At 63.4% G+C, this 23,995-nt stretch carries 21 protein-coding genes; 4 read left to right on the top strand and 17 right to left on the bottom strand.

The window, feature by feature from the left end; translation table 11 throughout:
- Positions 1-46 precede the first annotated feature (46 nt).
- The gene (locus KIO74_RS26945; RefSeq protein ID WP_213338186.1) at positions 47-1,642 is read left to right on the top strand and encodes an ABC transporter substrate-binding protein; all 1,596 of its coding nucleotides are present in this window, start codon (positions 47-49) and stop codon (positions 1,640-1,642) included.
- Between the two features lie 235 nt (positions 1,643-1,877).
- Here KIO74_RS26945 and KIO74_RS26940 read toward each other — a convergent pair whose 3' ends face one another.
- The 8 genes from KIO74_RS26940 to KIO74_RS26905 all read right to left on the bottom strand — a co-directional run bounded on the left by KIO74_RS26940 (position 1,878) and on the right by KIO74_RS26905 (position 10,068).
- On the bottom strand, positions 1,878-2,711 hold the full coding sequence (locus KIO74_RS26940) for a GNAT family N-acetyltransferase (RefSeq protein WP_213338185.1): 834 nt from the start codon (positions 2,709-2,711) through the stop codon (positions 1,878-1,880).
- Between the two features lie 325 nt (positions 2,712-3,036).
- Positions 3,037-4,713, bottom strand: coding sequence for a GGDEF domain-containing protein (locus tag KIO74_RS26935; protein ID WP_213338184.1), 1,677 nt, complete (start codon positions 4,711-4,713; stop codon positions 3,037-3,039).
- Between the two features lie 394 nt (positions 4,714-5,107).
- Positions 5,108-6,013, bottom strand: coding sequence for a dihydrodipicolinate synthase family protein (locus KIO74_RS26930; RefSeq protein WP_213338183.1), 906 nt, complete (start codon positions 6,011-6,013; stop codon positions 5,108-5,110).
- An 89-nt stretch (positions 6,014-6,102) separates the two neighbouring features.
- Complete coding sequence (locus KIO74_RS26925) at positions 6,103-6,459, bottom strand: cupin domain-containing protein (protein WP_213338182.1); 357 nt, start codon at positions 6,457-6,459, stop codon at positions 6,103-6,105.
- Between the two features lie 51 nt (positions 6,460-6,510).
- Entirely contained in the window at positions 6,511-7,308 is a 798-nt protein-coding gene (locus tag KIO74_RS26920) for an amino acid ABC transporter ATP-binding protein (RefSeq protein WP_283772192.1), read from the bottom strand.
- The gene (locus KIO74_RS26915) at positions 7,305-8,186 is read right to left on the bottom strand and encodes an amino acid ABC transporter permease (RefSeq protein ID WP_213338181.1); all 882 of its coding nucleotides are present in this window, start codon (positions 8,184-8,186) and stop codon (positions 7,305-7,307) included. The genes KIO74_RS26920 and KIO74_RS26915 overlap by 4 nt, the downstream gene beginning before the upstream one ends.
- Before the next feature lie 2 nt (positions 8,187-8,188).
- The gene (locus tag KIO74_RS26910) at positions 8,189-9,067 is read right to left on the bottom strand and encodes a transporter substrate-binding domain-containing protein (RefSeq protein WP_213338180.1); all 879 of its coding nucleotides are present in this window, start codon (positions 9,065-9,067) and stop codon (positions 8,189-8,191) included.
- A 104-nt stretch (positions 9,068-9,171) separates the two neighbouring features.
- A complete protein-coding gene (locus KIO74_RS26905; RefSeq protein WP_213338179.1) occupies positions 9,172-10,068 on the bottom strand; it encodes a LysR family transcriptional regulator in 897 nt (298 codons plus the stop codon).
- 215 nt (positions 10,069-10,283) lie between these two features.
- Between KIO74_RS26905 and KIO74_RS26900 the strand changes: the two genes are divergently transcribed.
- From KIO74_RS26900 to proC, 3 genes are all read left to right on the top strand, one after another.
- A complete protein-coding gene (locus tag KIO74_RS26900; RefSeq protein WP_213338178.1) occupies positions 10,284-11,357 on the top strand; it encodes a formylglycine-generating enzyme family protein in 1,074 nt (357 codons plus the stop codon).
- 32 nt (positions 11,358-11,389) lie between these two features.
- Positions 11,390-12,478 (top strand): SUMF1/EgtB/PvdO family nonheme iron enzyme, encoded by a 1,089-nt coding sequence (locus KIO74_RS26895; protein ID WP_213338177.1) that lies wholly within the window; start codon positions 11,390-11,392, stop codon positions 12,476-12,478.
- A 99-nt stretch (positions 12,479-12,577) separates the two neighbouring features.
- On the top strand, positions 12,578-13,399 hold the full coding sequence (proC, locus tag KIO74_RS26890; protein WP_213338176.1) for a pyrroline-5-carboxylate reductase: 822 nt from the start codon (positions 12,578-12,580) through the stop codon (positions 13,397-13,399).
- Positions 13,400-13,819: 420 nt separating this feature from the next.
- Here proC and KIO74_RS26885 read toward each other — a convergent pair whose 3' ends face one another.
- The 9 genes from KIO74_RS26885 to KIO74_RS26845 all read right to left on the bottom strand — a co-directional run bounded on the left by KIO74_RS26885 (position 13,820) and on the right by KIO74_RS26845 (position 23,989).
- On the bottom strand, positions 13,820-14,632 hold the full coding sequence (locus KIO74_RS26885) for an ABC transporter ATP-binding protein (protein WP_213338175.1): 813 nt from the start codon (positions 14,630-14,632) through the stop codon (positions 13,820-13,822).
- Complete coding sequence (locus KIO74_RS26880; protein WP_213338174.1) at positions 14,632-15,447, bottom strand: ABC transporter permease; 816 nt, start codon at positions 15,445-15,447, stop codon at positions 14,632-14,634. Before KIO74_RS26880 ends, KIO74_RS26885 begins: the two co-directional genes overlap by 1 nt.
- A complete protein-coding gene (locus tag KIO74_RS26875; RefSeq protein WP_213338173.1) occupies positions 15,444-16,316 on the bottom strand; it encodes a sulfurtransferase in 873 nt (290 codons plus the stop codon). The genes KIO74_RS26880 and KIO74_RS26875 overlap by 4 nt, the downstream gene beginning before the upstream one ends.
- Before the next feature lie 25 nt (positions 16,317-16,341).
- A complete protein-coding gene (locus KIO74_RS26870; RefSeq protein ID WP_213338172.1) occupies positions 16,342-17,307 on the bottom strand; it encodes an ABC transporter substrate-binding protein in 966 nt (321 codons plus the stop codon).
- 19 nt (positions 17,308-17,326) lie between these two features.
- Positions 17,327-18,718: an NtaA/DmoA family FMN-dependent monooxygenase gene (locus tag KIO74_RS26865; protein WP_213338171.1), complete on the bottom strand. Its 1,392-nt coding sequence runs from the start codon at positions 18,716-18,718 to the stop codon at positions 17,327-17,329.
- A gap of 348 nt (positions 18,719-19,066) precedes the next feature.
- Complete coding sequence (locus KIO74_RS26860; RefSeq protein ID WP_213338170.1) at positions 19,067-20,932, bottom strand: CocE/NonD family hydrolase; 1,866 nt, start codon at positions 20,930-20,932, stop codon at positions 19,067-19,069.
- Between the two features lie 41 nt (positions 20,933-20,973).
- Entirely contained in the window at positions 20,974-21,804 is an 831-nt protein-coding gene (locus KIO74_RS26855) for an ABC transporter permease (RefSeq protein ID WP_213338168.1), read from the bottom strand.
- A gap of 47 nt (positions 21,805-21,851) precedes the next feature.
- Positions 21,852-22,886, bottom strand: coding sequence for an ABC transporter substrate-binding protein (locus tag KIO74_RS26850; protein WP_213338166.1), 1,035 nt, complete (start codon positions 22,884-22,886; stop codon positions 21,852-21,854).
- A 38-nt stretch (positions 22,887-22,924) separates the two neighbouring features.
- Positions 22,925-23,989, bottom strand: a complete 1,065-nt coding sequence (locus KIO74_RS26845) for an ABC transporter ATP-binding protein (RefSeq protein ID WP_213338163.1) — start codon at positions 23,987-23,989, stop codon at positions 22,925-22,927.
- Positions 23,990-23,995: the final 6 nt, after the last annotated feature.

Genomic DNA, 23,995 nt, shown 5'->3' with positions numbered 1-23,995 from the left:
CCGAGATGTCTTAGCGCGGCTCAGCCGCGCATGGTTGGGGGATCGGATGCAGGATTGGAACCTCACGCGACGTGGTATCCTGAGGTCATCGCTAGGCTTGTCGGCGGCGATGCTCTGGAAGCCGGCCTTTGCGCAGCAGAAAACCACGCTGGTCGGTGCGCTCGAAGGTGATCCGACGGTATTCAACGCCGCTGTCAGCTCCGCTATCACCACCTACGTCACCAGTTCGCCGATCCACCAGGGCCTGACGCGGATCAAGCCGGATGGGTCCATCGAGCCGCTGCTTGCCAAGAGCTGGGAGATCAGCCCGGACGGGAAGACATACACCTTCGCGTTGCGCGACGACGTGCTATGGCAGGATGGACGGCCGTTCACGTCGGCCGACGTCAAGTTCACGATCGAGAACGCTATCAAGACAATCCAGCCGCGCGGCAAGGCAGCCTATACGCCGGTGACGGCGGTGGAGACGCCAAACGCCAACACTGTCATCTACCGGTTATCCGCCCCCTCCGCCGAGCTGATGATGGCAACGGACGCAGTCTGCGCACCGATCATCCCGAAGCATCTCTGGGAGGGAAAAAACCTCGCGACCGACCCACTCAACCAGAAGCCGGTCGGCACAGGACCTTACAAGCTCGTCAGCTATCAGCGCGGCCGTGAGGTGCGATACGAGAAGAACGCAAACTATTTCATCAAAGATAGGCCGATGGTGGACGAGGTCGTCCTGCGTATCATGCCCGATCCGGCGTCGCGCGTTGCCGCCTTCCAGCAGGGCGAGCTCGACATGATGTACTACAATGCGCTGCCGCAGTCGGAGGCGATCCGACTGTCCAAGTTGCCCGGCAACAAACTGACACGCTCGGTCAATCGAGGTGCGGCCTACCATATCGTGCTTAACCTGAAGAACCGGCACCTCGCCAACAAACAGGTGCGGAAGGCTATAGCGCATGCCATCGACCGAAATTTTATTCGCGAAAACATCGATAGCGGCATGACAGCGTCCGAGCAGCTCGGCCCCGTCTCCCCGGCAGATCCGCTCTACAATAAAAAACTCGTCGACTATAAGCTCGACACCGCACAGGCCAACACGATGTTGGATGAGGCCGGCTTCACGCGCGGCGCCGATGGCACGCGCTTCGAGCTCGAGCTCGGCTGGGCCTCATCCCTGGGTTCGGCCGCGAATATCGCCGACATCATCAAACAGAACCTGGCGGCGATCGGCATCAAGCTCAATCTCTTTTCCGCCGACCGAGCTGCATTCGACCAGCGCGCCTATGCCACCGGCAATTTCGCGATGACCATCGAGGCCGTAGCAATCGGACCGGGCGTTGGCGGTATCGAGCGCTTCTACAATTCCAACAACATCCGGCCGGTTCCCTACACCAACAATTCGGATTATCGGAGTGAGGAAGTCGACGCGCTGTTTACAAAGCAGCGCTCGATCCTGGATCCGGAAGAGCGCAAGGTAGTCTATGACAAGATACAGGAGATCATCTGGGACGAGCTGCCGATCCTGACGCTCTACCAAGTGGTGTTCTTCAGCATCACCCGCTCGAACTACGTGACCGATGTCTACGAAGAGGGCGGAAACGGCAGCTGGGCGACCTATGAGAACGCGAAGATCGTCGGCGTGCACAAATAGACGCGGAATCCAGGAACCCGCCTGATTCCCTTTCCGGCGTGATCACGATGCGGTCATCCGGGGCGAACGCACCGCTGCCGTCGTGTGTCTGGAAGATGATGCCTTGAGCAGGGCTACCAGAAGCAAATGCTGCCGGCGCCGGCTCTCCCCTCGCCGAGCCTGTGGCCGCGGTCCTGCAGCGCGGTCCGGATCGCCGGACCGTTGACCTCGCCCGATATCTGAATCCTGAGAGCGCCTAGCCCAGTTCCAGGGTCGTCACGCCGAATACCTCGGGTGCGAGAGGAATTGGATTGCCCAGATACATGCGGGTTGTCTCAAATCCGGGCCGAAGGCCTGAGTCCAACAGGAAACCGATAAACGGCTTTCGCGAGGCCGGAACGTCGATGAAGATGTCGCCATCGACAGCGGCCGCAAGATGCCGAACGAGGGCGGCGGCCGCCCTGTCGTCAATCGCCGACAGCCCACCGATCTTCCAACCCGAGCGGCATTGGCGCGCGACGCCGTACCCTGTGACGACATCATGCGAGACGGCGACACATGCAAGATGCGGAGGCAAAAGCCAGCACGCAAGAAACCTGTCCCGTGGCTCCGGAAAAATCCTTCGATCAAAGGCCATAACTTCGGGCAGGAGATCGAGCGTAACGGTAGTCAGGTTCGCACCATCAACCGGATGACCAGCAAAGCGGCCACCGAAGCGGATGGTTCGGTAAGCTGGAGCAAAGCCCTTTCTTCTGTAGTTTTCGAACTGCTCGTCGACGCCGTCGAGGCCGATTGTTCGCCCGGCGAGATAGGCCATGCCTGCGTCCCAGACGGCTTTCCCGTGACCTCGGCCTCGCATGTCCTCCCGGCTTATATAGAGCCCGACGAAGCCGTAGGATGTCCCGTAGGCAACCGCCGCGATGCCGGCGACCATCTCCCCATCGACAAACGCACCGATGAATCCTTCGGCGTCCGTGGCATGGAACACAGCGGCATCATGAAGCCCGGGATTCCAGCCCTCGGCTGCAGCCCAGTCAACGAGTTGCTCGACTTCGACCAATGTGAGTCCACGGACAATGCGCTCGCTCATCCTCCCACAACCGCCTCCGGCACTGATAGGCCCGCGTCGGGATTAACGCTTCGCGATCAGTATTGCATAGCTCCACCGCATTGCCAGGACAACACCGCTTACCGTCGACGTCGCCGTCCAGGGAGAGGTCTGCGGGGTTCACTTCGACGCCGACGCCGGTCTCATTTCGGAGGTGCCCGTCCAGCGCCGCCAGGCGCGCGACGTCTCGAGCCACGAGGACGGGGTCATAGCCACGGCCGTCCTCGACACTGACCAAGGCCCGTTCGGGCGCTGCGGCGTCCAAGGCCCGGCAGTTGCTCTTCGCAGTTGCCCTTAAACGTGCCGGCTACCGCCTTTCGATCCCTGTTTGAGACGAAGTCAAGGCCATGTCTGATCGAAACGACGGCTGTTGCCCGCGCCGTGCCCGTTTGTCGGCATACATCAGCTTATCAGCCAGCATGAGCGCGGATTGCAGTGAACTAACCGACGGATCGACGCAGGCAATACCGAAGCTTGCGCCCGGATAGTCGAAAACGCGCCCGGCTAGGATATGGGTGCCGATCAGCAGCGGTGCCAGCCGACTGCGCATCACGTCGGCGGTCTGATCTGGCTCGCCGGGCCTGGACGGGGCTGCCAGCCCGATTACGACGAATTCGTCGCCACCCCAGCGCCCCAGGACGTCGCCGCTCCGTAGCCCGGCCGACAGCCGGCGGCTGACCTCGACCAAGAATTTGTCTCCAATCCCATGTCCGTAACTGTCGTTAATCGCCTTGAACCCATCCAGATCGATGAACGCTACCAGGACCGACTGCTGCGTCCGCTTCGCCAAAGCGAAGAGACGCTCCACCTCAGCCAAGATCGCGCGCCGGTTCGGCAGGCCGGTCAGTGCGTCATAGTTTGCCGCGTACCGTTCCTCTTGGCGGCGCATCATCATCTGTCCTGCAGCGAGACCGGACAGCAAGATCAAGGCGAGGCCTAACGCCGCCACTAATCCGGCCGCCCAAAAGTGCTGGCGGCGCATGTGTGCGAGATGGTCAAACGCAGCTAGCGTCAGCAACTGATATTGCGCATCGGTCAGCGGCTGACGGCGTAGGAGATAGGGATGACCGTCGATGAGCCATTGGTCAGGGTTGCCCGAGCCGGCGACTGCACGTATGTCCATGGGCTTACCCGAACCTTCGTCGCTGTCCGAAGGTCGCAAGGTGTCAGGCGGCAGAAGCGCCGCGACATTGCGTAGGATAAATGGCGCAGACGAAGAGGTCGTCACGCGCCCCTCGCGGTTCACGATCAATGCAATATGCCGCCCTGTCAGATAATGCGCCATATCGGGTGCGTCGAACCTGACCGTGACTGAGCCCAACGGCAATCCGTCCGCGTCATCGATCCGACTGGCCACGAAATAGGACGGCACTTGATTCAGACGAGCGATACCGAACATCTGCCCCTTGCCGTCGCGTAGCGCGTCGACAAGGTAACCTCGACCTGAGTAGATCTCACCCACGATGTTAAAGGACTCGGCCCATTGGCTGGACGTCAACGTGTCATGCGACAAATTGTTCATATAGATTCGAGCATAGTTCAGGTCGCTGGATAGCCGGGTCATGAAATCGCCGACCCTGCGGACCAACGGATCGCGCGTGAATATCGCCGCGCGCTCCTGACGTGTTAACTCTGCGAAGCCGGGGGGGTCGAGACGGTAGCGGGTGGCGAGCTCGATCACCTGGTTTTGGCTTGCCACCATGTTCGCCACGCTGACCATTTCCGTGAATAACCGGTCCATGACGCGTGCGGTGGTGGTGGCCTCGTGTTCGGCGCTAGCCGCCAAGCTGTTCAGCTCGTCTGCCATGATGCGCTGCGACAGCCACCAACCCAGGCAGCCCACCAGCGCCAACCAGGCTACGACAACTCCCAGCGTCACCCGGCGCACAATTGGTGGCGTTTTCTGCCCTCTTGGGCTCTCCTGGTTTTGTGCGCCGCTAACGCTGTCAACACCTGTAGCGCCATCGCCCGAAAACAACGTCATCCAGCGCCCATTCCCCGCTACCCCATTTTCGCATCTTAGCAGCCGGAGCGCCGAATGCTATTTGGGGAAGAATGCTCTGGCGCCATCGACGATCAGTGAAAAGGGGCCGTTGACGATGGCCTCAAGACCCTGTGCGATTAAGCAAACTGGTAGATCGTCTCATGGCTGAGCGAGCCCGGCCATTCGCCATCGCGCAAGCTTGCGCCGCTCATCAATGCACATCTGAGAGCACGCGCCTTTCGGAAGGCTTCTCACATGCGATAAGTCATTGTCATCTCGACGCTGGCGCCAGTCCGTCAGCCAGGGCTCCATACCCGCCGGATCGGTGATCAAACCATTGTCACCGACGATGCCGCGCGATGCCTCGGGGCTGATCCTCACGAGACGCTTCGGTTTACGGGGATGCTTCCGTTCGTATGAGAAACCGCGAGACCTCCGCGCGGAAAGCTTTCGAAAGCGCGGGCGCGGCATCGACCAAAGGTGCGAGCATACGCGGCGCAGATACGCCGATCAGGTCGATCACGGACTTCATGGGGCCAGGGTTGGTTTCCGCGAAAGCCAGATTCATCATCGGGATCAGCTCGCGATGCAGCGACAGGGCTTCGGCCGTGCGGCCCGCCGCAGCCGCGTCGAAGATGCCGCGCCAGGCGCGCGGCAGCAAGCTCGCCGTCACCAGGATGCCCCCCTTTGCACCAGCGGCCATGTGGAGCGGGAACAGGCTGTCCTCGCCGCTGAGCACGGTGAAATCGTCGCTCACGCCAGCCACCACCTGCAGAAAGTGGTACATGTCGAGATTGCACGCCTTCATGCCGATGATGTTGGGATGACGCGACAGTTCATGCACGATCCGCGGCTCGACGGCGATGCGGGTCCGGTATGGGATCTCGTAGATCAGGACCGGGATCGGGGAAGCATCCGCGAGCCGCAGGAAATAGTCGCGGATACCGGCCTGAGTGGGGTTGGTGTAATAGGGCGTGAGGACGAGGGCAGCGTCGACGCCTTCGGCCGCAAACTCCCCTACGGCCTGCAGGGCATCGTGATATCCGGTATCCAGAACGCCCGCGATGACCGGGCCCGTGCCGGCCATCGCCTCGACCGACAATCGTGCCATACGGATGCGCTCGGCGCGGGCAAGGGCGCCATATTCACCGGTGCCGCCGACGGGCAGGACGCCGTCGATGCCGCCTCGCTTCAGCCAGGAAAACAGGGTGTAAACGGCTGTCGCATCGATGCGGTCATCCGTATCGACCAAGGTGGGAATGGCGGGGAAGATGCCGCACAGCTGGCGGGACGTGAGCATGGAAGGGCTTTCTCGTTGGCGATGAGAATGCGGCCGGAAGGCGCGGTGAGGAAGACGAGGGAGCACCGGCCGTTGCAGCGCCACGTGCTTCAGGCTGCGAGAGCATCCATGACGAGGAGCACGGCACGCCCATGGGAATAGGTGCGATGCTCCACGCCGGCATGGATGGAGATCACCTGACCGGCCTTCACGACGATGTTGCGGATGCCTGCATCGTCGGGCAGACGCAGGTCGACGAGGAGCTCCCCGTCGAGCACCTGGAAGAGAGCGTCGCTGTCGACGTGACGGAGCCAATCGGTTGCGCCGTTCTCTATCACGCAATGGCGCAGGTTGATGCCGTTGAAGCGGAAGAGCCCTTGCGCCAGCGCGGGCGCCTCCGGGGGCAGGTCGTAATCCCGGAGATCGGCAATATCGTAGGACGGGTCGTCGCGGCCAAATTGGGGCATCTATCGAGCCTTGTGGAGCGTGGGCCGGAGCACTGACTCCGGCGCTGCCTTTCAGAGCACTTCGGCTAGGAAGGCCCTGGTGCGCGCCTCGCGCGGGTTTTCGATGACCTGAGCCGGCGGGCCGCTTTCGACGATCTGCCCGTCGGCCATGAAGATCACGCGATGCGAGATCTTGCGGGCGAAGCCGATCTCGTGGGTCACGATCATGATGGTGATGCCGGTGGCGGCCACCTGCTCGATGACGTTCAGCACCTCGCCCACGAGTTCGGGATCGAGCGCCGATGTCGGCTCGTCGAACAGCAGGAGCTTCGGCTTCATCGCCAAGGCCCGTGCGATGGCGACGCGCTGCTGCTGCCCGCCGGAAAGCGTGCGCGGATAGGCATCCGCCTTTTCCAGCAGGCCGACGCGCTGGAGCAAGTCCATCGCATGGGCAACGGCATCGGCCTTGCGCTCGCCACGCACCCGGACCGGCGCATCGATGATGTTCTGCAGCACCGTCATGTGCGGAAACAAGTTGAAGTTCTGGAAGACCATGCCGACTTCGACGCGCTGCTCACAGACCTGGCTTTCGTCGAGTTCCACCAGCCGCCCGTCTCGGATGCGGTAGCCGATAGGCTCGCCATGGACGAGCAGGAGGCCGGCGTCGATCTTCTCCAGATGGTTGATGCAGCGCAGGAGCGTGCTCTTGCCCGAGCCCGAGGGGCCGAGCAGCGTCACCACTTCGCCGGCGGCCACGGTGAGATTGATGTCCTTGAGCACCTCGACCGGGCCGAATGATTTCTTGACATTGCGGGCGTGAACGACGCCCGTGGCAGCCATGTCGGCTGCCGCAGCCTGCGAGACGCTCATCGGCGGTGTCCCCGCGAGAAATAAGCCTCGATCCGCATCTGAACCAGCGTGAAGATGGAGGTCAGCAGGAGGTACCAGAGGGCCGCCACGGTGAGCAGCGGGATGACCTGGAAGTTGCGGTTATAGATGGTCTGGGTCGCCAGGAGCAGTTCTCCCAGCGAGACGACGCTGGCGAGCGCCGTCCATTTCAGCAGGCTGATGAACTGGTTGCTGGCGGAGGGAATGATCGAGCGCATGGCCTGCGGCAGGATGATCCGGCGCAGGCGATAGAACGGCTTCATCCCGAGCGCCCGGCTGGCATCGACCTGCCCGGCATCGACCGACAGGATGCCGCCCCGGATGATCTCGCCCATATAGGCGGCCTCGACCAGCCCGAGACCAAGCAGCGCCGCAACCAACGGCGTAACGGCGTCATTGGTGGCGATCGAGAGGAGCTTTGGTCCGCCGAAGGGAATGCCGAGCTCGATCGTCGGAAAGAGCGAGGCGAAATTAAACCAGAATATCAACTGCACCAGGCTCGGTACGCCGCGGAAGAACCAGACATAGGCTGAGGCGCTCATGTTCAGGATCGGGTTGTGCGACAGGCGCATGACCGCGAGCGCGATGCCAAGAAGGCTGCCGAGCAGCAAGGTCAGAAAGGTCAGGAACAGCGTCATCTGCACGCCCGCCAGAACGGGCGCGCTGAAGATGTACTCGCCGACCACGTGCCAGCGGAAGGCTGCGTTGGTGACCAGCTGATAGGCGATCCAGCAGAGGAACAGCCCAACGCCGACCGCTCCGGCGATCTGCTGAGGTCTGCCGCGGTAGACGGCGTTCGCGGCGTCGAGCGAAGCGGCCGCCACGGGCCATGCCGCGGCGGAGTGGGAGGCTGTGGCCATGGTCATTTTCCGTCGATTGTGAAGGCTTCGAGCCTGGCCGGGTAGACTTGGTATTTTTCCAGGATGCGCTTGTATTCGCCATTGGCGGCGAGATTCTGAAGCGCCTTCTTCACCGCATTGGCAAGATCGCCGCGGTTCCGGGCGATGGCGAAGCCGGCGATCTGCTCCATGTTGGGGATGTCGCCCTCGAGCAGGGAGAAATTGTTCTCCGGGATCTTGGCGAGATAAGTCGCCGTGCCCTTGTCGGAAACGAAGGCCTGGGCGCGGGCGTTCGAGACCGCGAGCTTGGCGGTGGCGCTGTCGGGGAAGACGCTGCGACGGATCGCCGGCTTGCCGGCCTTCTCGCACTCCGCCGACATGGTCTCCAGCAGCACGACCTGGGCGCTGCCATGCGTCACGGCGAAATGGCCACCGCAGAGATTGGCGGAAGACAGCCCCTTGGTGCCGGCGGTAGCGAGCACGCCGTAGGTCACCCTGTAGTAGTCGACGAACTGCACGACCTTGCGGCGTTCTTCGGTATCGGCGATCTCGTTGGCGCCTACGTCGAAGCGGCCGTTTTCGATGCCCGGAATGATCGAGGCGAAGGCAATCTTCGTGAACTTGACCTGCAGCCCGAGCTCCTTGCCGATGGCCTGCATCAGCTCGATATCGATCCCGGCCGGGGCGCCTTCGGCGGTCTCGAAGGAATAGGGCGGCTGCACCATGGACGTGGCGACGTTCAGCGTGCCGCGCTGGCGCAGTTCCGCGGGCAGGAGGTCAGCCGCCGTCTGGGCAAAGGCGGGGGACAGCGTCCCCACGGCGAGGCCGAGGCCGGCGGCGGCGAGCATCGTGAGGGCGCGGCGGCGCGGGATGGCTGGATCGTTCTTGTCAGTGACGTTCATCGTCGCTCCCCGTGTTGAGTTGCACGAAAGCTGAGAGATGCGTCGTCAAGTGTCCAATACTGATTGAGGAAGAGAATTCAGACCCGTGTCATATGAATGACGGGTCAGGACGCCTCGTCCTGCGTCCAGTTGTCATGAGCGATGAATGCGGCTTCCAGGGGCTCGTGAAAGCGGGCGAACAGCGCCTCCTGTGCCCGTCCGGCGACGATCGCCATGCGCCAAGCCAGCGGCTTTCCCCTCAAGGGCTTCCAGACCAGCTCGGGCACTCCCTCAGTATAGGCCTTCTCGCGGAAGAGGATGCCCTCACCATTGGCAACCATTGGTCGGGCCAGTCGCGTCGCATGCGTGAGGCGTCGGGGGTGCCAGCCTTCTTCGGCGAAGGTCGAAAGCATGCCCTCGTAGACCTGTGGCGCCATGCTGCGTGGGAAAATGACGAGATCCTCGCCCTCGAGCTGGGCGAGATCGATCGCCACCTCGCCGGCCAGCGGATGGCTGGCGGGAAGCACCGCGCCGAGCTCGCGGCGTAAGGTCCGCCCCACCAGCAGGTCGTCCACCGGGGCGGGCAGGCGCACGGCACCCAGCGTCTGTCCCCCGGCGCGGATCGTCACCAGCTGGTCGGCGGTGGTCCGCTCGCGCAGGTCGACGCGTTCGCCCACCCGCCGGAACAACTCGCCGATCTCCAGGAGCGCGACCGCGCTGGTGTCGGACGGCACGCCCAGGGATATCGCTGGAAGCGGGACGTCCGGGCCGAGGGCGAAGCGAGACATCAGGGCATCGAAGCTCTCGGTGACCTTGCGGGCCTCGGCGATGAAGACCCGGCCCTTCTCGGTCAGCTCGACTTTCCGGGTGGTGCGTTCGAACAACTGGAAGCCGCAATGATCTTCCACCTCCTTGATGCGTGCCGAAAGGGGAGGCTGCGAGATGCCGAGCGCCAATGCAGCTCGGCCAAAATGCAGCGTATCGGCAACGGCCACCACATACTTCAGATGGCGGATATCCATCGGTGTCGATCCTATCCGGGAAGCGCCTCGGCGGCCGCAGCCGTCTGCCGGGATGATCGACACATGCCGGAAAAAAGGACGCTTCGCAATTGAGCAGAAGGCTGCGCGCGAGGATTGATAGGCTCCGCCTCTCAATTCCCATCCCAAATGAGTATTGGACACGGCGGTGTCTGCCGACTTCTCTGGCTGCACATTCCTCGCTCCCGAGACAAGGCATGATCTCTCCGGAACTCGCGCTAAAGGCCCTTGCCGCGAACAACGCCATCGTCTCGGACGATTGCGACCAGCCGTCCATCCTCGTACGCATCCCGCAATTCCGGATCTGCGACGTCATCGAGGGCGGCAGCACCGATATCCACCCCGCCTTCATCGTCAACGGGCGCGCTGTCCCGGAGATCTGGATATCCAAGTTCCAGAACGTGGTGCGGAACGGGCGCGCCTATTCCCTTCCCGATGAAAACCCCGGCGTCCATGTTTCCTTCGACGAAGCGCGCCGAGCCTGCGAGGCCAAGGGGCCGGGCTGGCACCTGATGACGGCGGCGGAATGGGCTGCCATCGCCCTATGGTGCCGACGCAACGGCACGATGCCGCGCGGCAATAATGATTTCGGTAAAGATTTTCGCGATCCGGTGCGCCAGGCCATGCCGGCAACCTTCGAGAATCTCGAGGGTCATCGCGAGATGCCGTTCGGAGAAGGGCGCATCGCTGCGGTGCGCACCGGCACCGGCCCGGCAAGCTGGAGCCATAATGGCCAGGCGGACGGCATCTGGGACCTCAACGGCAATGTCGCGGAATGGCTCGGCGGCTGCCGCCTCCTCGATGGCGAGATCAACGTGATCCGCGACAACGACGCGGCCGAGGCGGCGGACCAGAGTCCCGGTTCGGCCGCATGGCGCGCCGTGCTGGAGGACGGCAGCCTGGCCGTGCCTGGCACGGCCGGCAGCCTGAAGCTGGATTTCGTGGAGGAGCGGATCACGCTCGCGCGGACGATCATCGAGCCGACCGACCAGTTGCGCGGCGCTACCTTCGAGAGCGCGCGCGCGGCGGAGGGTGTTTCCCTGCCCGAACGCCTCAAGGCGCTGGCGCTGTTTCCTGCCGACGCCGGGGATCACGGCCTCAACTACGCCTATGTGAAAACGGTCGGGGAACGCATCTGCATGCGTGGCAGCCATTGGAACCGCCAGTCCCGCTGCGGGGTCTTCGCGCTCTATCTGGCGCCGACGCGGGACCAGAGAACCTTCATGATGGGCTTCCGCAGTGCCTATATCCCGCCGGCTTGTGCCGACTGAGCCTTGGTTTCTCCAGAGCCGAAGAAGCGACAATGCAGATCGACGCCTTCAACCTGCTGCTGAAATCCCTTGCCGCGAACAACGAGGCGATGCTGGACGATCATGGCCAGCCGTCGATCATGGTCCGCATTCCCTTCTTCACCCTGGACGAGGTGATGGTGGGCGCGCCGGCCATTCCGCACCCTGCTTTCGTGGTGAACGGCACGACGATGCGCGAGATCTGGATATCGAAATACCAGAACGTGCTGGTGGACGGCGTGGCGCAGTCGCTGCCGGCCAGCGATCCGGCGGGGAATCTCACCTTCGACGAGGCGGTTTCAACCTGTCGGGCCAAGGGGCGCGGTTGGCATCTGATGACCAATGCCGAGTGGGCCGCCATCGCCTTGTGGTGCCGCAGGAACGGTTTTTTTCCCGAGGGTAACAACTGGCTCGGCAAGGCTGAAAGCGATTGCGTCTATCAAGCAATCCCGTCGAGCCATGACGACCAGCAGCGGCGTGCCCATGTGCTGACGGGAACCGGCCCGCTCGGCTGGAGCCATAACCGCGAAGCGAGCGGCATCTACGATCTCAACGGCAATGTCGTGGAGATGGTGGCGGGGTTCCGAACGGCCCATGGCGAGATCCAGGTTATCCCGGACAATGACGCCGCCGGCGATATCGACGTGGGACCCGGGTCTGCCGCTTGGCGCGCTGTCCTGGAGGACGGCAGCCTTGTCGGGCCGGGTTCTCAGGGAACTCTCAAATACGACTACCGGCACAGCAAGGCGCGTGCCGGCCTGCAATGGTCGCCGGAGATGCCCGGAGACGGCTATTTCGTCGTCGCGACGGAGATCGCGAACCGGTCGGAGCAGACCCGATTCGGCGCCTTCCATGAAATGACGACGGAGGGGACAGCTATCCCCGACTTGCTCAAGGCGCTGGCTCTCTATCCCTGCGATGCCGGGGAACATGGTAGCGACGAGGTCTTCATCAACAACGGCGCGGCGGACAAGATCGTCAATCGCGGCGGCGCCCAGCATTCACGCAAGGCGGGTGGAGTCTTCTTTTTCAGTGGCGCCGGGGACGGAAACAGGCGCAGCCCCGCGATCGGTTTCCGGGCCGCGTTCACGGCCGGAATCTGACGGCGGCATTCTCCGCCGAGTTGGCCACACCGCCGCGCTGTTCCCAATCCGATCGAATTCCAAACCCCAAGCAATCCCACGCGCTGCAAAGAGGCCCTTATGTCGAACTCCCTTCCGCAATCGCTCGTCCTGATCGGTGCAGGCAGGATGGGCAGCGCGATGCTGGAGGGCTGGCTGCGCATCGGCATCGATCCCGCGCATATCAGCTTGATCGACCCCATACCCTCTGACGAGATCGTCGCACTCGCCGAGAGAACGGGAATGTGCTTGAACCCCTCGGCCGCTGACACTCCTCCCGCCGATGTCGTCGTGCTCGCGACCAAGCCGCAGATGCTCGATACGGCCGCGCTGGCCGTGCAGGCCTTCATCCACCAGAAGACGCTGCTGATCTCGATCCTCGCCGGCAAGACATTGGCCGATCTCGCGGCGCGCTTGCCCAATGCGAACGCGATCATACGCGCCATGCCGAACCTGCCGGCGGCCGTGCAACGCGGCGCCACAGCGGCGGCGCCAGGCAAGGGCGTCAGCGCAGTCCAGCGCGCCACCGCCGATGCCCTGCTCGGCAGCATCGGCAAGGTCGAATGGCTCGACGACGAGGGGCTGATCGATGCGGTGACGGCGGTGTCGGGCTCCGGCCCGGCTTATGTTTTCCATCTCGTCGAATGCCTGGCCGCAGCGGGCAAGGATGCGGGGCTCCCAGCCGATGTCGCCGAGCGGCTGGCGCGAGCAACCGTGGAGGGCGCAGGCGAGTTGCTGTTCCACTCGCCGCTTCCGCCCGTCACGCTACGCCAGAACGTGACTTCGCCCGGCGGAACGACCGCGGCCGCGCTCGAGGTTCTGATGGCGGAAGACGGCATGAGACCATTGATGCGCAAGGCGGTGGCTGCTGCCATACGCCGCGCTGGCGAACTTTCAGGCTGAACGAGCCCATTTGATGGGTCACAAACAGGATGGTGAAATCGAACTCTTCGGCCAAGTGGCGGATGGCCTGTTCATATCGGTATGAAGCGCAGCCCTTCCGTTTTAACCGCGTTGCATAGCCTTTCTCATCCGCAATCTCCTGGATGAGAACTGCGCGTGTCGCGGCGACTGCTTCGCACTTACGGTCAGCGCCGGACGCGGACCCGTGTCACTTACCCGCATGAACGGTTGGCCCGCCTTGAACCTGCCACCCGGCGTCGACCCACCATTCGACGATCTTGGGCTGCACACGAAAACCAACATTAATTTGGGCGCGCGGCGATTGTCCGAGTGAAGGAGCCGTCAATTCCGGTTAGCTTGTCGCTCTCGCAACTTTGGCAACTGTGGAGTGGCGCGCAGTGCCGCGCGAGAAAGCTCCCTTCAGGAAACAGTCTCTATCTGGCTCCAGATCCGGTCGATATAATCGATATAGCGCGCATCCTTTCGCAACTGCGCGGCGCTGCGCGGGCGCGGCAGGTCAATGGACAGATCGAGCCTGATCCGGCCCGGCCGCGGCGACAGCACCACAACGCGGTCGGAGAGCGTCACGGCCTCCTCGATATCATGCGTAACAAAGATCACCGTTCGCCTATGATGCGCCCAGATGCGCAGCAATTCCTGTCCCATAGCCGCCTTGGTCTGGCTGTCGAGCGCCCCGAACGGTTCGTCCATAAGGAGGATGTCGGGATCGTAGGCCAGCAGCCGCCCGAGTGAGACGCGCTGGCGCATGCCGCCGGACAGCTCATGCGGCTTGCTCTTTTCGAAGCCCGTGAGCCGCAGGAAAGCGATGAGTTCGGCGATGCGCCGCTGCATGTTGGCAGGCGCCTGGCCGGACAGGTCGGCGCCGATCCTGATGTTGTCCTCGACGCTGGCCCAGGGCAGCAGTGTGTCGCGCTGGAACATGAAGCCAATGCGCTCCCGGCTATCCTGTGCGGTGAGGCCATCGACCAGCGCCGTGCCGGCCTCCGCCTCGACGAGGCCGGACAGGACCTTGAGCAGGGTGGACTTGCCGCAGCCGCTCGGACCGACGATCGAGACGAACTGCCCAGCCGGGATGTCGAGCGAGAAGTCCTCGAGCGCGCGCACATGCTGTCCGGTCTGCCTGGTAAATCCGACCCGCACGCCGTTGAAGCGGATGGCGCCACTACCGGGCGGCGCGGCGCTCTCGGATGAAAGGGTGGGCGTTTGTGCCATCAGCGTCGCCATCCCAGCCGCCGACGTTCGACCCAGCCGACCGCCGCATTCGCCAGCACCGCGATCACCACCAGCACGGCGATGCCCGCGAAAACGCCGGTGGTGTCGAGGCGGCCGGCACTATGCTCGATGTACCAGCCAAGGCCGGAGCTCGAACCGATCAGCTCCGCCACGATGGCGCCGATCAACGCCGAACCGATGGCGAGCCGCAGCGAGGCGATGATCCACGGTTCAATCCAAGGGATCAGCACCTTGCGCACCACATAGTGGCGCGGCGCGCGCATGGTACGGAACAGATCGATGAGATCCTTGTCTATGGTCTTCAGACCCTCGTTGATGTTGAGGATGAAGATGAAGACAACGATGGAGAAGGCCATCATCACCTTGGAGAGCAGGTCGATGCCGAACCACATGATGAACAGCGGCGCCAGCGCTACGCGCGGCGTGCTGTAGAGCGCCATCACGAAGGGCTCGACCACTTCGCCCGTGTATTTTGCCCGCGCCATGAAGATCCCGAGCGGCACGCCGACCACGAAGGCGAGCAGCAGGCCGAGACCGGCTTCCTTGATCGTTGTCCAGCTATGGACCCATAACATCCCCGAGGCGCCGAGCCGCCACAAGCGCTCGACGATCAAACTCGGCTGGCTGATCCACAAGGGATCAACCAGAAAGCGCGCAGAGATCTCCCATGTCGCCAGAAGGATGACGAGAAGCAGCATCCTGTCGATGGCGAGGCGGAGTGAGGCGGGCACAAATGATGCGCCACGGCGCTTTGCGCCCGCCCGCGCCGTCGGGCTGTCGTCGATCACGGTCATTGTGGATCGTCCCCTGTCGCCACCGAGCGGCTGGGATCGGAACTCCAGGCTGACCAGGAGCCAACGAATAGCTCGGCCTCAATGCCGATCGTGCTCAATGCAAGGACCTGATGTGTGGCGGTGACGCCACCGCCGCAATACACACCGACCCGACCCCGCCCACCAGCGATGCCGAGCCCCTCGAAGCGCTCGCGGAGCGCGGACGCTGGCTTGAAGAGGCCGTCAGCCCCCAGATTGGCGGTGGTCGGCGCGCTGAGGGCGCCGGGGATATGGCCCTCCGGCGGCTTGCCCGGCTGGACCGGCGTGCCCCGATAGGATTGCGCGTCGCGCGCATCGAGAAGGACGCCGGCCTGTGCACGCTGGGCGGCAAGCTCGGCCGTCAACACGGGGAGATGCCCTCCCTCCAGTTCCACGTCGCCCCGCGCCGGCAGCGGCACCTCCCGCGTCACCGGACGACCAGCCGCAATCCAGGCGGCAAGGCCGCCGTCGAGCAGGCGCACAGTCGCGATACCGGCCCAGCGCAGAACCCACCAGGCGCGGGCCGCCTGCTGGCCGGAATTGTTGTCGTACACGACGACAGCGTCGCCCTTACGGATTCCCCAGCGGCGGGCGTCGCGCTCGAGCGTCCGGACATCCGGCAGCGGCCGGCGCCCGCTGAAGCGATATTCGTCGCCCGCGAGCTCGTGCGGCAGGTCGACGAAGACGGCGCCGGGAATGTGGCCGTCGAGATAGTCCTGCCGTCCGTCGCCCTGGCCGAGGCGGAAGCGGATGTCGAGAAGGACGATCCGCTCGTCGCGATCGATACGGTCGCCGAGTTCTTCGACCGTGATCAGGTTGCGCGCGCGGAGCGCCGCGTCAGTCGTGCTCATGTCACCGCGTCCTTGTCGCTTGCGCTCACTCGCCGCGCAGAAAGTCGGGATTGAACGTGTCGTAGCTAATCGGCTTGGAGCCGGGTTCGAGCTCCAGCACGTCAGCCTGGATCCGTTCGAACTCGACCTCCTCGAAGCGCGGCTGCACCACGGTTGAGCGCACCAGACGATCGGCGCCGAGCTGGATCTCGTCGGTCGTCGCATTCGGAAACAGCTTCGTGAGGGTGGCAACGCGCAGCGCGCGGTCCTCGACGGAGAGCCTGGCCGCCTTCAGGGTCGCCTCGATGAGCGCGCGCGTGCGCTGAGGGTTCTCGCGTGCCCAGCTTTCCAGGCCGAGCAGGGCGAGATTGGGGATTTTCTGTGTGCGCCAGTCGTGCACGACGGCGAATTCCTTCTCCGCAACCAGTGCATCGAAGCCGCTGATGGTGCCGGCCTCGACGTTGCCAGTCTGCAGCGCCGTGCGGATGTTCGCAGTGCCTCCGATACCGATGATCTGGGCATCGGTGTCAGGATTGGCGCCCGATCGGCTGAGCGCGAGGCGCACCAGATTGTCAGTCTTGCTGCCCGGGCTGGTGATGCCGATCTTCTTACCTTTCAGGTCCACGACGGATTTCGCGGGGCCGTCCTTCGGTCCGAACAGAGCGTAGCCGGTGACGTTGTCGAGCGGCACGATGACGCTGGCATCCACCCGGCGATTGCGCAGGCGGATGATATGCTCCGGCGCGCAGACGCACAGTTCGATAGCCTTGCCAACCAGTGCTTGAATCGCCGGCGCGCCTCCCTTGAAGTTCACGATCTCGGCCTCGATGCCGGCATCCCTGTAGAAGCCCTTGTCGAGCGCGACAGCGACGGCGATGGACTCGTTGCTCAACGCTCCAGAGGTGCCGAAGCGAAGCTTCTGCTGTGCCTCGACGGGCGTGGCCACCGCAAGCAAGGCGGTGCCCGCAAGCGCAAGGAGTGAGAGACGGTGAAGGCGGGCAAGAAGCTTCATGGCGTGCGGGCCTCTGGGATCAAGCATCGGCGAGCGCAGCGTCGGCGCGTTCTTCCGAGATGGATGGGACGGGGCTATAGCGGTCGGGCGGGCGTGCAAGGCCGAAATGGTCCCTGAGCGTCGAGCCGGTGTACTCGGTGCGGAAGATGCCGCGCCTCTGCAGTTCGGGAATGACGAGATCGACGAAGGCTTCATGTGCGCCTTCCACATAGGGCGGGAAGATCATGAAGCCGTCCGCTGCGCGTTCCTCGAACCAGCGCTGCAGCACGTCGGCGATGGTGGAAGGACCACCGACGATCTCCTTGAAGCCGAAACGGCGGTGATAGGAGCGATAGAGTTCTGCGAGCGTGATGTCATCGGTGCCATACTGCTCACGGGCAACTTCGAGAAATTCGAGCGGCTTGCCGGAGATATTGGCGAAGGCGGGGATCGCAGACAGCCGTGTGTCCGGCCCATGGCCGGAGAGGTCGACGCCGAAGCCGCTGGCAATCTCCTCGAGCTTGACGGGAATCGTCCACAGCCCCTGTATGCGGCGATAGAGATCATGCGCCTCAGCGTCGGTCGGCGCCGTGTAGATGACGATGCCGGGAATGATGAACTGCTCGTCCGGATTGCGCCCGTGCGCCGCCACCCGCGCCTTGAGGTCGGCGTAATAGGCCTTGGCGCCCTCCAAGCCGAGGGTGGAGGAGTTGGTGAACTTGATATCGGAATATTCGGCGCCGAGCTCGATGGAACGTTCGGAGCGTCCGGCATTGACGATGGGGATCTGGCCCTGGATCGGCCTTTCGGCATTGAGCGGGCCGTCGACGGAGAAGAAGTTGCCGTTGTAATCGATGCGGTGGACCTTGCTCTCATCGATGAACACACCGCTCGGCTTGTCCGCGACGCGGGCGCCGTCCTCCCAGCTGTCCCACAAACCCTTCACCACCTGCACGAACTCGGTCGCCCATTCATAGCGGCGGGAATTGTCCCAGTGTTCCTTACGGCCATAGTTGCGGGCCGCGGCCTCAGCCTCGCCGGTCACGATGTTCCAGCCGATACGCCCGCCGCTGATGTGATCCAGCGTGGCGGTGGCGCGCGCGACCGAATAGGGCTCGGAATACGTGACGTTGACTGTGGTCACGATGCCGACCTTCTCGGTAACGCCGGCGACAAAGCCGGCCAGCGACAACGCCTCAGGTCGCAGCACGTGGTTCGGGCGCTCGTGCTGCCATTCCGGCAAGCCGACAACCTGATCACCAATGAAGAAGAAATCGAACTTGCCGCGCTCCGCCAGCTGGGCGACGCGCCGAAAGAAATCGCGGCTCGAATTGCCGTTTGTACGAGCCTCTGGCAGCCGCCATCCGGCAGGGTGAAAGCCCGAGGGCCAAACGGTTAAACCGAGATGAAGCTGGCGCTTTGGGCTCGTCATCACAGGATCCTGCGCGTTTGATGTCGAACCCAGCCTAAGCCGGCAAAAATACAATGTCTATAAAAAATATAGATTAAATGGAGATGGGAATCGAGACGTGATTTGGGAGAAAAGGCACAGCTTACCTTCGGCCTTGCCGCGAGGCCCATGCGAGCCCGTTTACGACGACGGCCACGCGAGCACTTCAGGATCAAAAGAGGACGGGAACCTTGCGAGCGTTCCGGCCGTCGCCAGGCAAGCTCCGGACAATTCTGTGGGCCACATGCGATCTTCCGTTTCGCGACGCGCGATCACGATCCGGGCTGACGCCTCGAATTATGTGGACGTCACGCGATGCCATTCAAAGTTTCAGGTCAGGCTCCGGTCCGTGGCGTTTCCGGATATGACGGGAAGATATAACGCCGAAGCCCTGTCGCCGCCCCGCAGCAAACTCAGGCGTGGGGGCCGCCCGTGGGGAATCTGAACGCAATGGTCGGCATCGCTGCCGGACAGCGAGAGGCGGATGCGGCTTCCGGCCAGGAAACGCCACCCCACCGGCAGCAGCGGAACGCGGATTCGTTCAGGCTTTCCAGGTTGCATCGGCGCTGCGTCCTCACGCCGGAAACTACGGAACGGCCACGCGACACGGCAGGAAGCGGGAGCGGGCGATTCCCTGCGGTGCAAGCAGCGCAGCAGCCCTTCCGTGACATGCCATTCCTCGCCATCGGCACCGACCTCGGTCAAGTAGACAAATAGCGCGGCGTCAGGCTGGTCGCTTGCGATCCACAGATCCGCGATCGCATGGCCGGCAATCGCAAGATCACGATGCAACACCGGTGTAGTATAGGCCAGATGGGTCGCGGTCCGGCTGGCCCAGTCGGGGTAGTATGTCCGGACGTCCTCACCGGCGATGCGCTCGTATCGGGTGTGATGGCCGGTCCCAATGCTGAAATCGACTTGATGACTATCCTCGCCTGGCGCCCCGGAGGCGCCTTCGCCTAGCAACCCGTCCCCGTCGGGATAGAGAACGACGCTCGTCTCGGCCGGCGGCCAGTTGTGCGCGCTATGCCAGCGCTCCTCGTGCAGCACATAATAATGCACCGGAGCCTCGGCCCGAAGGCCGGTATCGCGCTCCATCAGATATTCGTCGAAGAACCGCAGCACTTTGCCCCAGAGCGCGAAACTTGGCGGTTGCCGCCGGCGCCAGGGCGAGATGTCAATACGTGCACCATGGTCCCATGGCCCCAGCAGCAGATGGCGTGGATTGCGGTTCAGCGTGAGCCAGCGGGAAATGGCGCCGTTGCAATAGCCGGCGCCGTCCATCCAGCCCGACACCGACAGGATTGCCACATCCGATCTGACTTGACCGGCGACGGAATATGGGCTGAAGGACGCGGAGGAGAAATCCGGATCATAAGGCAAACCTTCCTCACGGAAGCGGAACTCCGGCATGAAATCGGTCTGGCGGAAGTTCGACAAGTGTTCGCTGATCGCGGCCGCCAGCAGAACGCCGTCGGGATCGTCGTCTACCGGCGCCGGGCCCCGATAGTCGGGATGGTTGAAAGCGGCGAACTGCGCCAGCACCGTGCGATTGTCCTGGTCCAGCCCGATCATCCCCAGGTCGTATTTCTGTGTCAGCCGATTGAGCGCGACGCCACCGGGAAAATAGTTGTCGGCATAGGTATCCCATACCGAAAACAGCGGCGCGATGGCCTTGACTGCGGCGTGTCCGGTCGAGGCGAGAAAATCCGCCGCTGCCCCGAGATAAGAGATACCTGTGGCACCCAGCCTGCCATCACTCCAGCCCTGGGCGACGATCCAGTCGGCGATATCGCTGCTATCCAACCGTTCGCGTGGGGAGCGGAAGCTGTCGCGCCGGCCGAAACTGGCGCCGGTGCCCCGAACGTCAGCCACCACCAGGGCGTAGCCACGAGGAACGAAGAGGTCTCGCATATAGGCAACATTTGGGCTGGAGTCGACGGTGGCGCCCTCCCCCATGGCAAAGCGACGGTAGTAAGGCGTCGAGACCAGGATCGTCGGGATTCGCGCCCCGGCCGGAAGGGGGGTCGGTAGCCAGACATCCACTGCCAGCCGGCAGCCGTCGCGAGCCGTGACATAAAGCGATACGGGCCGGGCAGGCAGCCGGAAATGGCCCGGACGCGTAGCCAGATAGTCGCCCGGCGTCACAACCCAAGCCTCAGCCTCGCCATCAGGATTGACAGGAGCATCTCTCATGGTGGTCTCGTCGATGTTGATGTCGTCTGTGGGGCTGCGCCTCAACGGCGCGCAGATCGGCTGGCTGCCAGCAATGAGGTTCCGGCGATCAGCAGGATGGTGGTGATCAGCAGTATGAAGGCGAGTGCCGCACCGCCCGGCCAGTTGTGGCTGCGCGTGAATTCCTCGTAGATGGTCGGCGACATCATGCGGAACTGCGGCCCGCCCAGCAGACGCGGTGTGGAATAAGCGTTCATCGCCATGATGAACACCAGCACGCAGGCTGTTGCGATGCCTGGCCACGCCAGTGGCATGATCACCCGACGGAACATAATGAGCGGCGAGGCGCCCAGATTGAGCGCCGCCTCCTCGAGATGGCGAGGGATCGCCTCGATGGTGGCGGAGATCGTCAGGATCATATAGGGCATGGCAAGGGCCAGCAGGCCAACCATCACCATACCCCTGGTGTACATAATCTGGATCGGCGCGCCGATCAGTCCCAGCCTCAGCAGCGTGACGTTCAACGCCCCGTCGGTACCCGCCAGCGCCATCCAGCCGGAAGTCCGCACCACCCCGCCGATCATCAGCGGGAATAGGGTTAGGATGACGCAAAGGCTTTTCCAGCGGCTTTGCATCCGCGCCAGCGCATAGGCCGAGGGCATCGCCAGCACCAGTGCCGCCAAGGTGGCGCAGAGCGCGACCAGCACGGTGGTTATCAGAATTTCCTGATACCACGGATCGGTCAACACCTTGCGATAGTTGTCAATCGTCATTGCCTCGGTCATCAGCGTGGTCGGGCTGAAGTCGTTCAGCGAGATACGGAACAGCAGCGCCAGAGGTGCGCCCAGCACGACCATGACCAGAAGCGTCGCCGGAACGAGAAGCAGCCGCAAGGGCCGCTCCCCGTACAGGGGCCGCAAGGCTGGTTCGGAACCGGGCGTCATGCCCGGAATTCCCGTTGCCAGAAGGTCAGGTTCCGGTCCCGCACGCTGGTCAGATACGCGAAGTCGGGCAGCAGGAAGCGATCGAAATCCTTAGCGCTGATCGGAAGGAACTGCGCCAGTTCCGGAGGGAGCTCGACATCTGACACCACCGGCATGCAGGCCATCGTTTGAGCCAGGCCCAGTTGCGCTTCGGGTGTCAACATGGCGTCCAAATAGAGCCAGGCGCCCGCCGCATTGCGCGCGTTGAGGGGCACCATCGCGCGATAGACCAGAAGCGTACTGCCCTCGCTCGGCAGCGCGAAGCCGACCGGCACCCCCGACCGGGCCCAGAATACCGCCCGCGATGCGAGGCTGATCGTTACATCGATCTCGCCCGAGTTCAGAGCGGCGGCGATGGCTTCGTGCGAGGGATAGACACGGGCGCCAAGCTTCTTGAGCTCGCGCAGCTTGTCAGGCGCAGCCGAAAAGTCGCTGACGCTGCCACCCGCTGCGAGTGCGGCGGCGGTGATCACCTGATTATGGAACTGATCGGCGAAGCCGATCTTGTCCTTCCAGCGCGGGGACCACAGATCGGCATAGGATTTCGGAGGCTCGGTTACACGGTCGCGGTTATAGATGATTGCCTGAACGGTATAGACGAAGGGTATGGAATCCGGGCTACGTAACTTTTGCAGCACCAGAGCGCTGCGCGGCACGGAGGCGGTGTCGATCTGTTGAAGCACGTTCTGGAGGCTGGCGACATGGTGGTCCGCATCGCTCAGATGCGCTACATCGAAGGTGCCGCGGCTGCTTTGCCGTCCGACCAGCAGCTTCGTCAGGCGTGCCTCACCATTGCCAATGTCCTGGATGATCTCGACCCCGCGTGCGGCCGATAACGGCCCGTCTACGACCTTGCGCAGGGTCTCCGCTCCGGCGCCGCCCCAGGTCCCGACAACGATGCGACTTGGATCAGCCAGCGCAAGCCGGGGCGGGGCAAGTGCCGCGGTCCCGGCCAGCGTGGCTGCGGAGGCGAGAAAGGTTCTCCGTTTCATTCCGTTGCTCCCTGTTGCTGATCGGCCATTCATGGTGGTCATCGATCCCCCTGTTGATTGGGCAGCACCTGAGCATCCATTTGCGCCCAAGTTGCCAGAAAGCTCTGACCGGGCAGCGCAGCTCGCAAGAAATCCGCCCCCCGGTCGTTGGCGCGTGTCACCACCAGGGACTGGCCCCCGGCGTCCAGATGGCATTCGAGCGTCGCGCCCAGATAGGTGATCTTGCGAAGTCGGACCGTCACGCCGTCACCGCCGTCGGCAAGTGCGATCTTCTCCGGCCGCAACGCCAGCGCCGCGGGCCCGATCAGGCCTTGTTGGTTTTCGCAGGGCAGCGGCGGCTGGCCCGCGCCGAGACGGAAGCCGTCCGCCGTCGCCTCGCCTTGCAGGATGTTGCAGCGCCCGACGAAGTCCGCGACAAACAGATCGGCCGGTGTTTCGTAAACTTGCTGCGCAGTGCCGATCTGCCGAACCCGGCCGACATCCATCACGACCAGACGGTCCGCCATTGCCAGGGCTTCCTCTTGATCATGTGTCACCATGATCGTGGTCAGCCCCAAGCGTTGTTGCAGATCACGGATCTCCTCGCGCACCTCGGCGCGCAATCGGGCGTCGAGGTTAGACAACGGCTCGTCCAGCAGCAGGATCGCCGGATTGACCACCAGGGCCCGCGCCAGCGCGACCCGCTGCTGCTGGCCGCCGGAGAGTTGTGGTGAAGGCCGGTCAGCGAAGCGCGACATCTGCACCATGTCGAGCGCTTTCGCGACACGGCTGGCAATCTCGGGGCGGGGAACGCGGCGCATTTCCAGGCCGAAAGCAACATTCTGCGCCACCGTCATATGCGGAAACAGCGCATAGGACTGAAATACCATGGAGGTGTCGCGTGCTTGCGGCGGCAGATCCGTTACGTCCCGCCCACCGATGACAATGCGGCCGCTGCTGGGCGGAACGAACCCTGCAACCATCCGTAACGTGGTGGTCTTGCCACAACCCGAGGGGCCGAGCAGCGCGATCAGTTCGCCTTCCTCGACGGCCAGGTCCACCCGTTCGACGCCGAGGATCGTGCCATAGTACTTGGAGATATTTTCGATCAGCAAAGAATTCATGGCGGC

Origin of the sequence: Chelatococcus sp. HY11 (genome assembly GCF_018398335.1) — a bacterium.
Taxonomy (GTDB): domain Bacteria; phylum Pseudomonadota; class Alphaproteobacteria; order Rhizobiales; family Beijerinckiaceae; genus Chelatococcus.
Note: the sequence above shows the minus strand (reverse complement) of the source record. Positions and strands in the feature narration are given on the sequence as shown.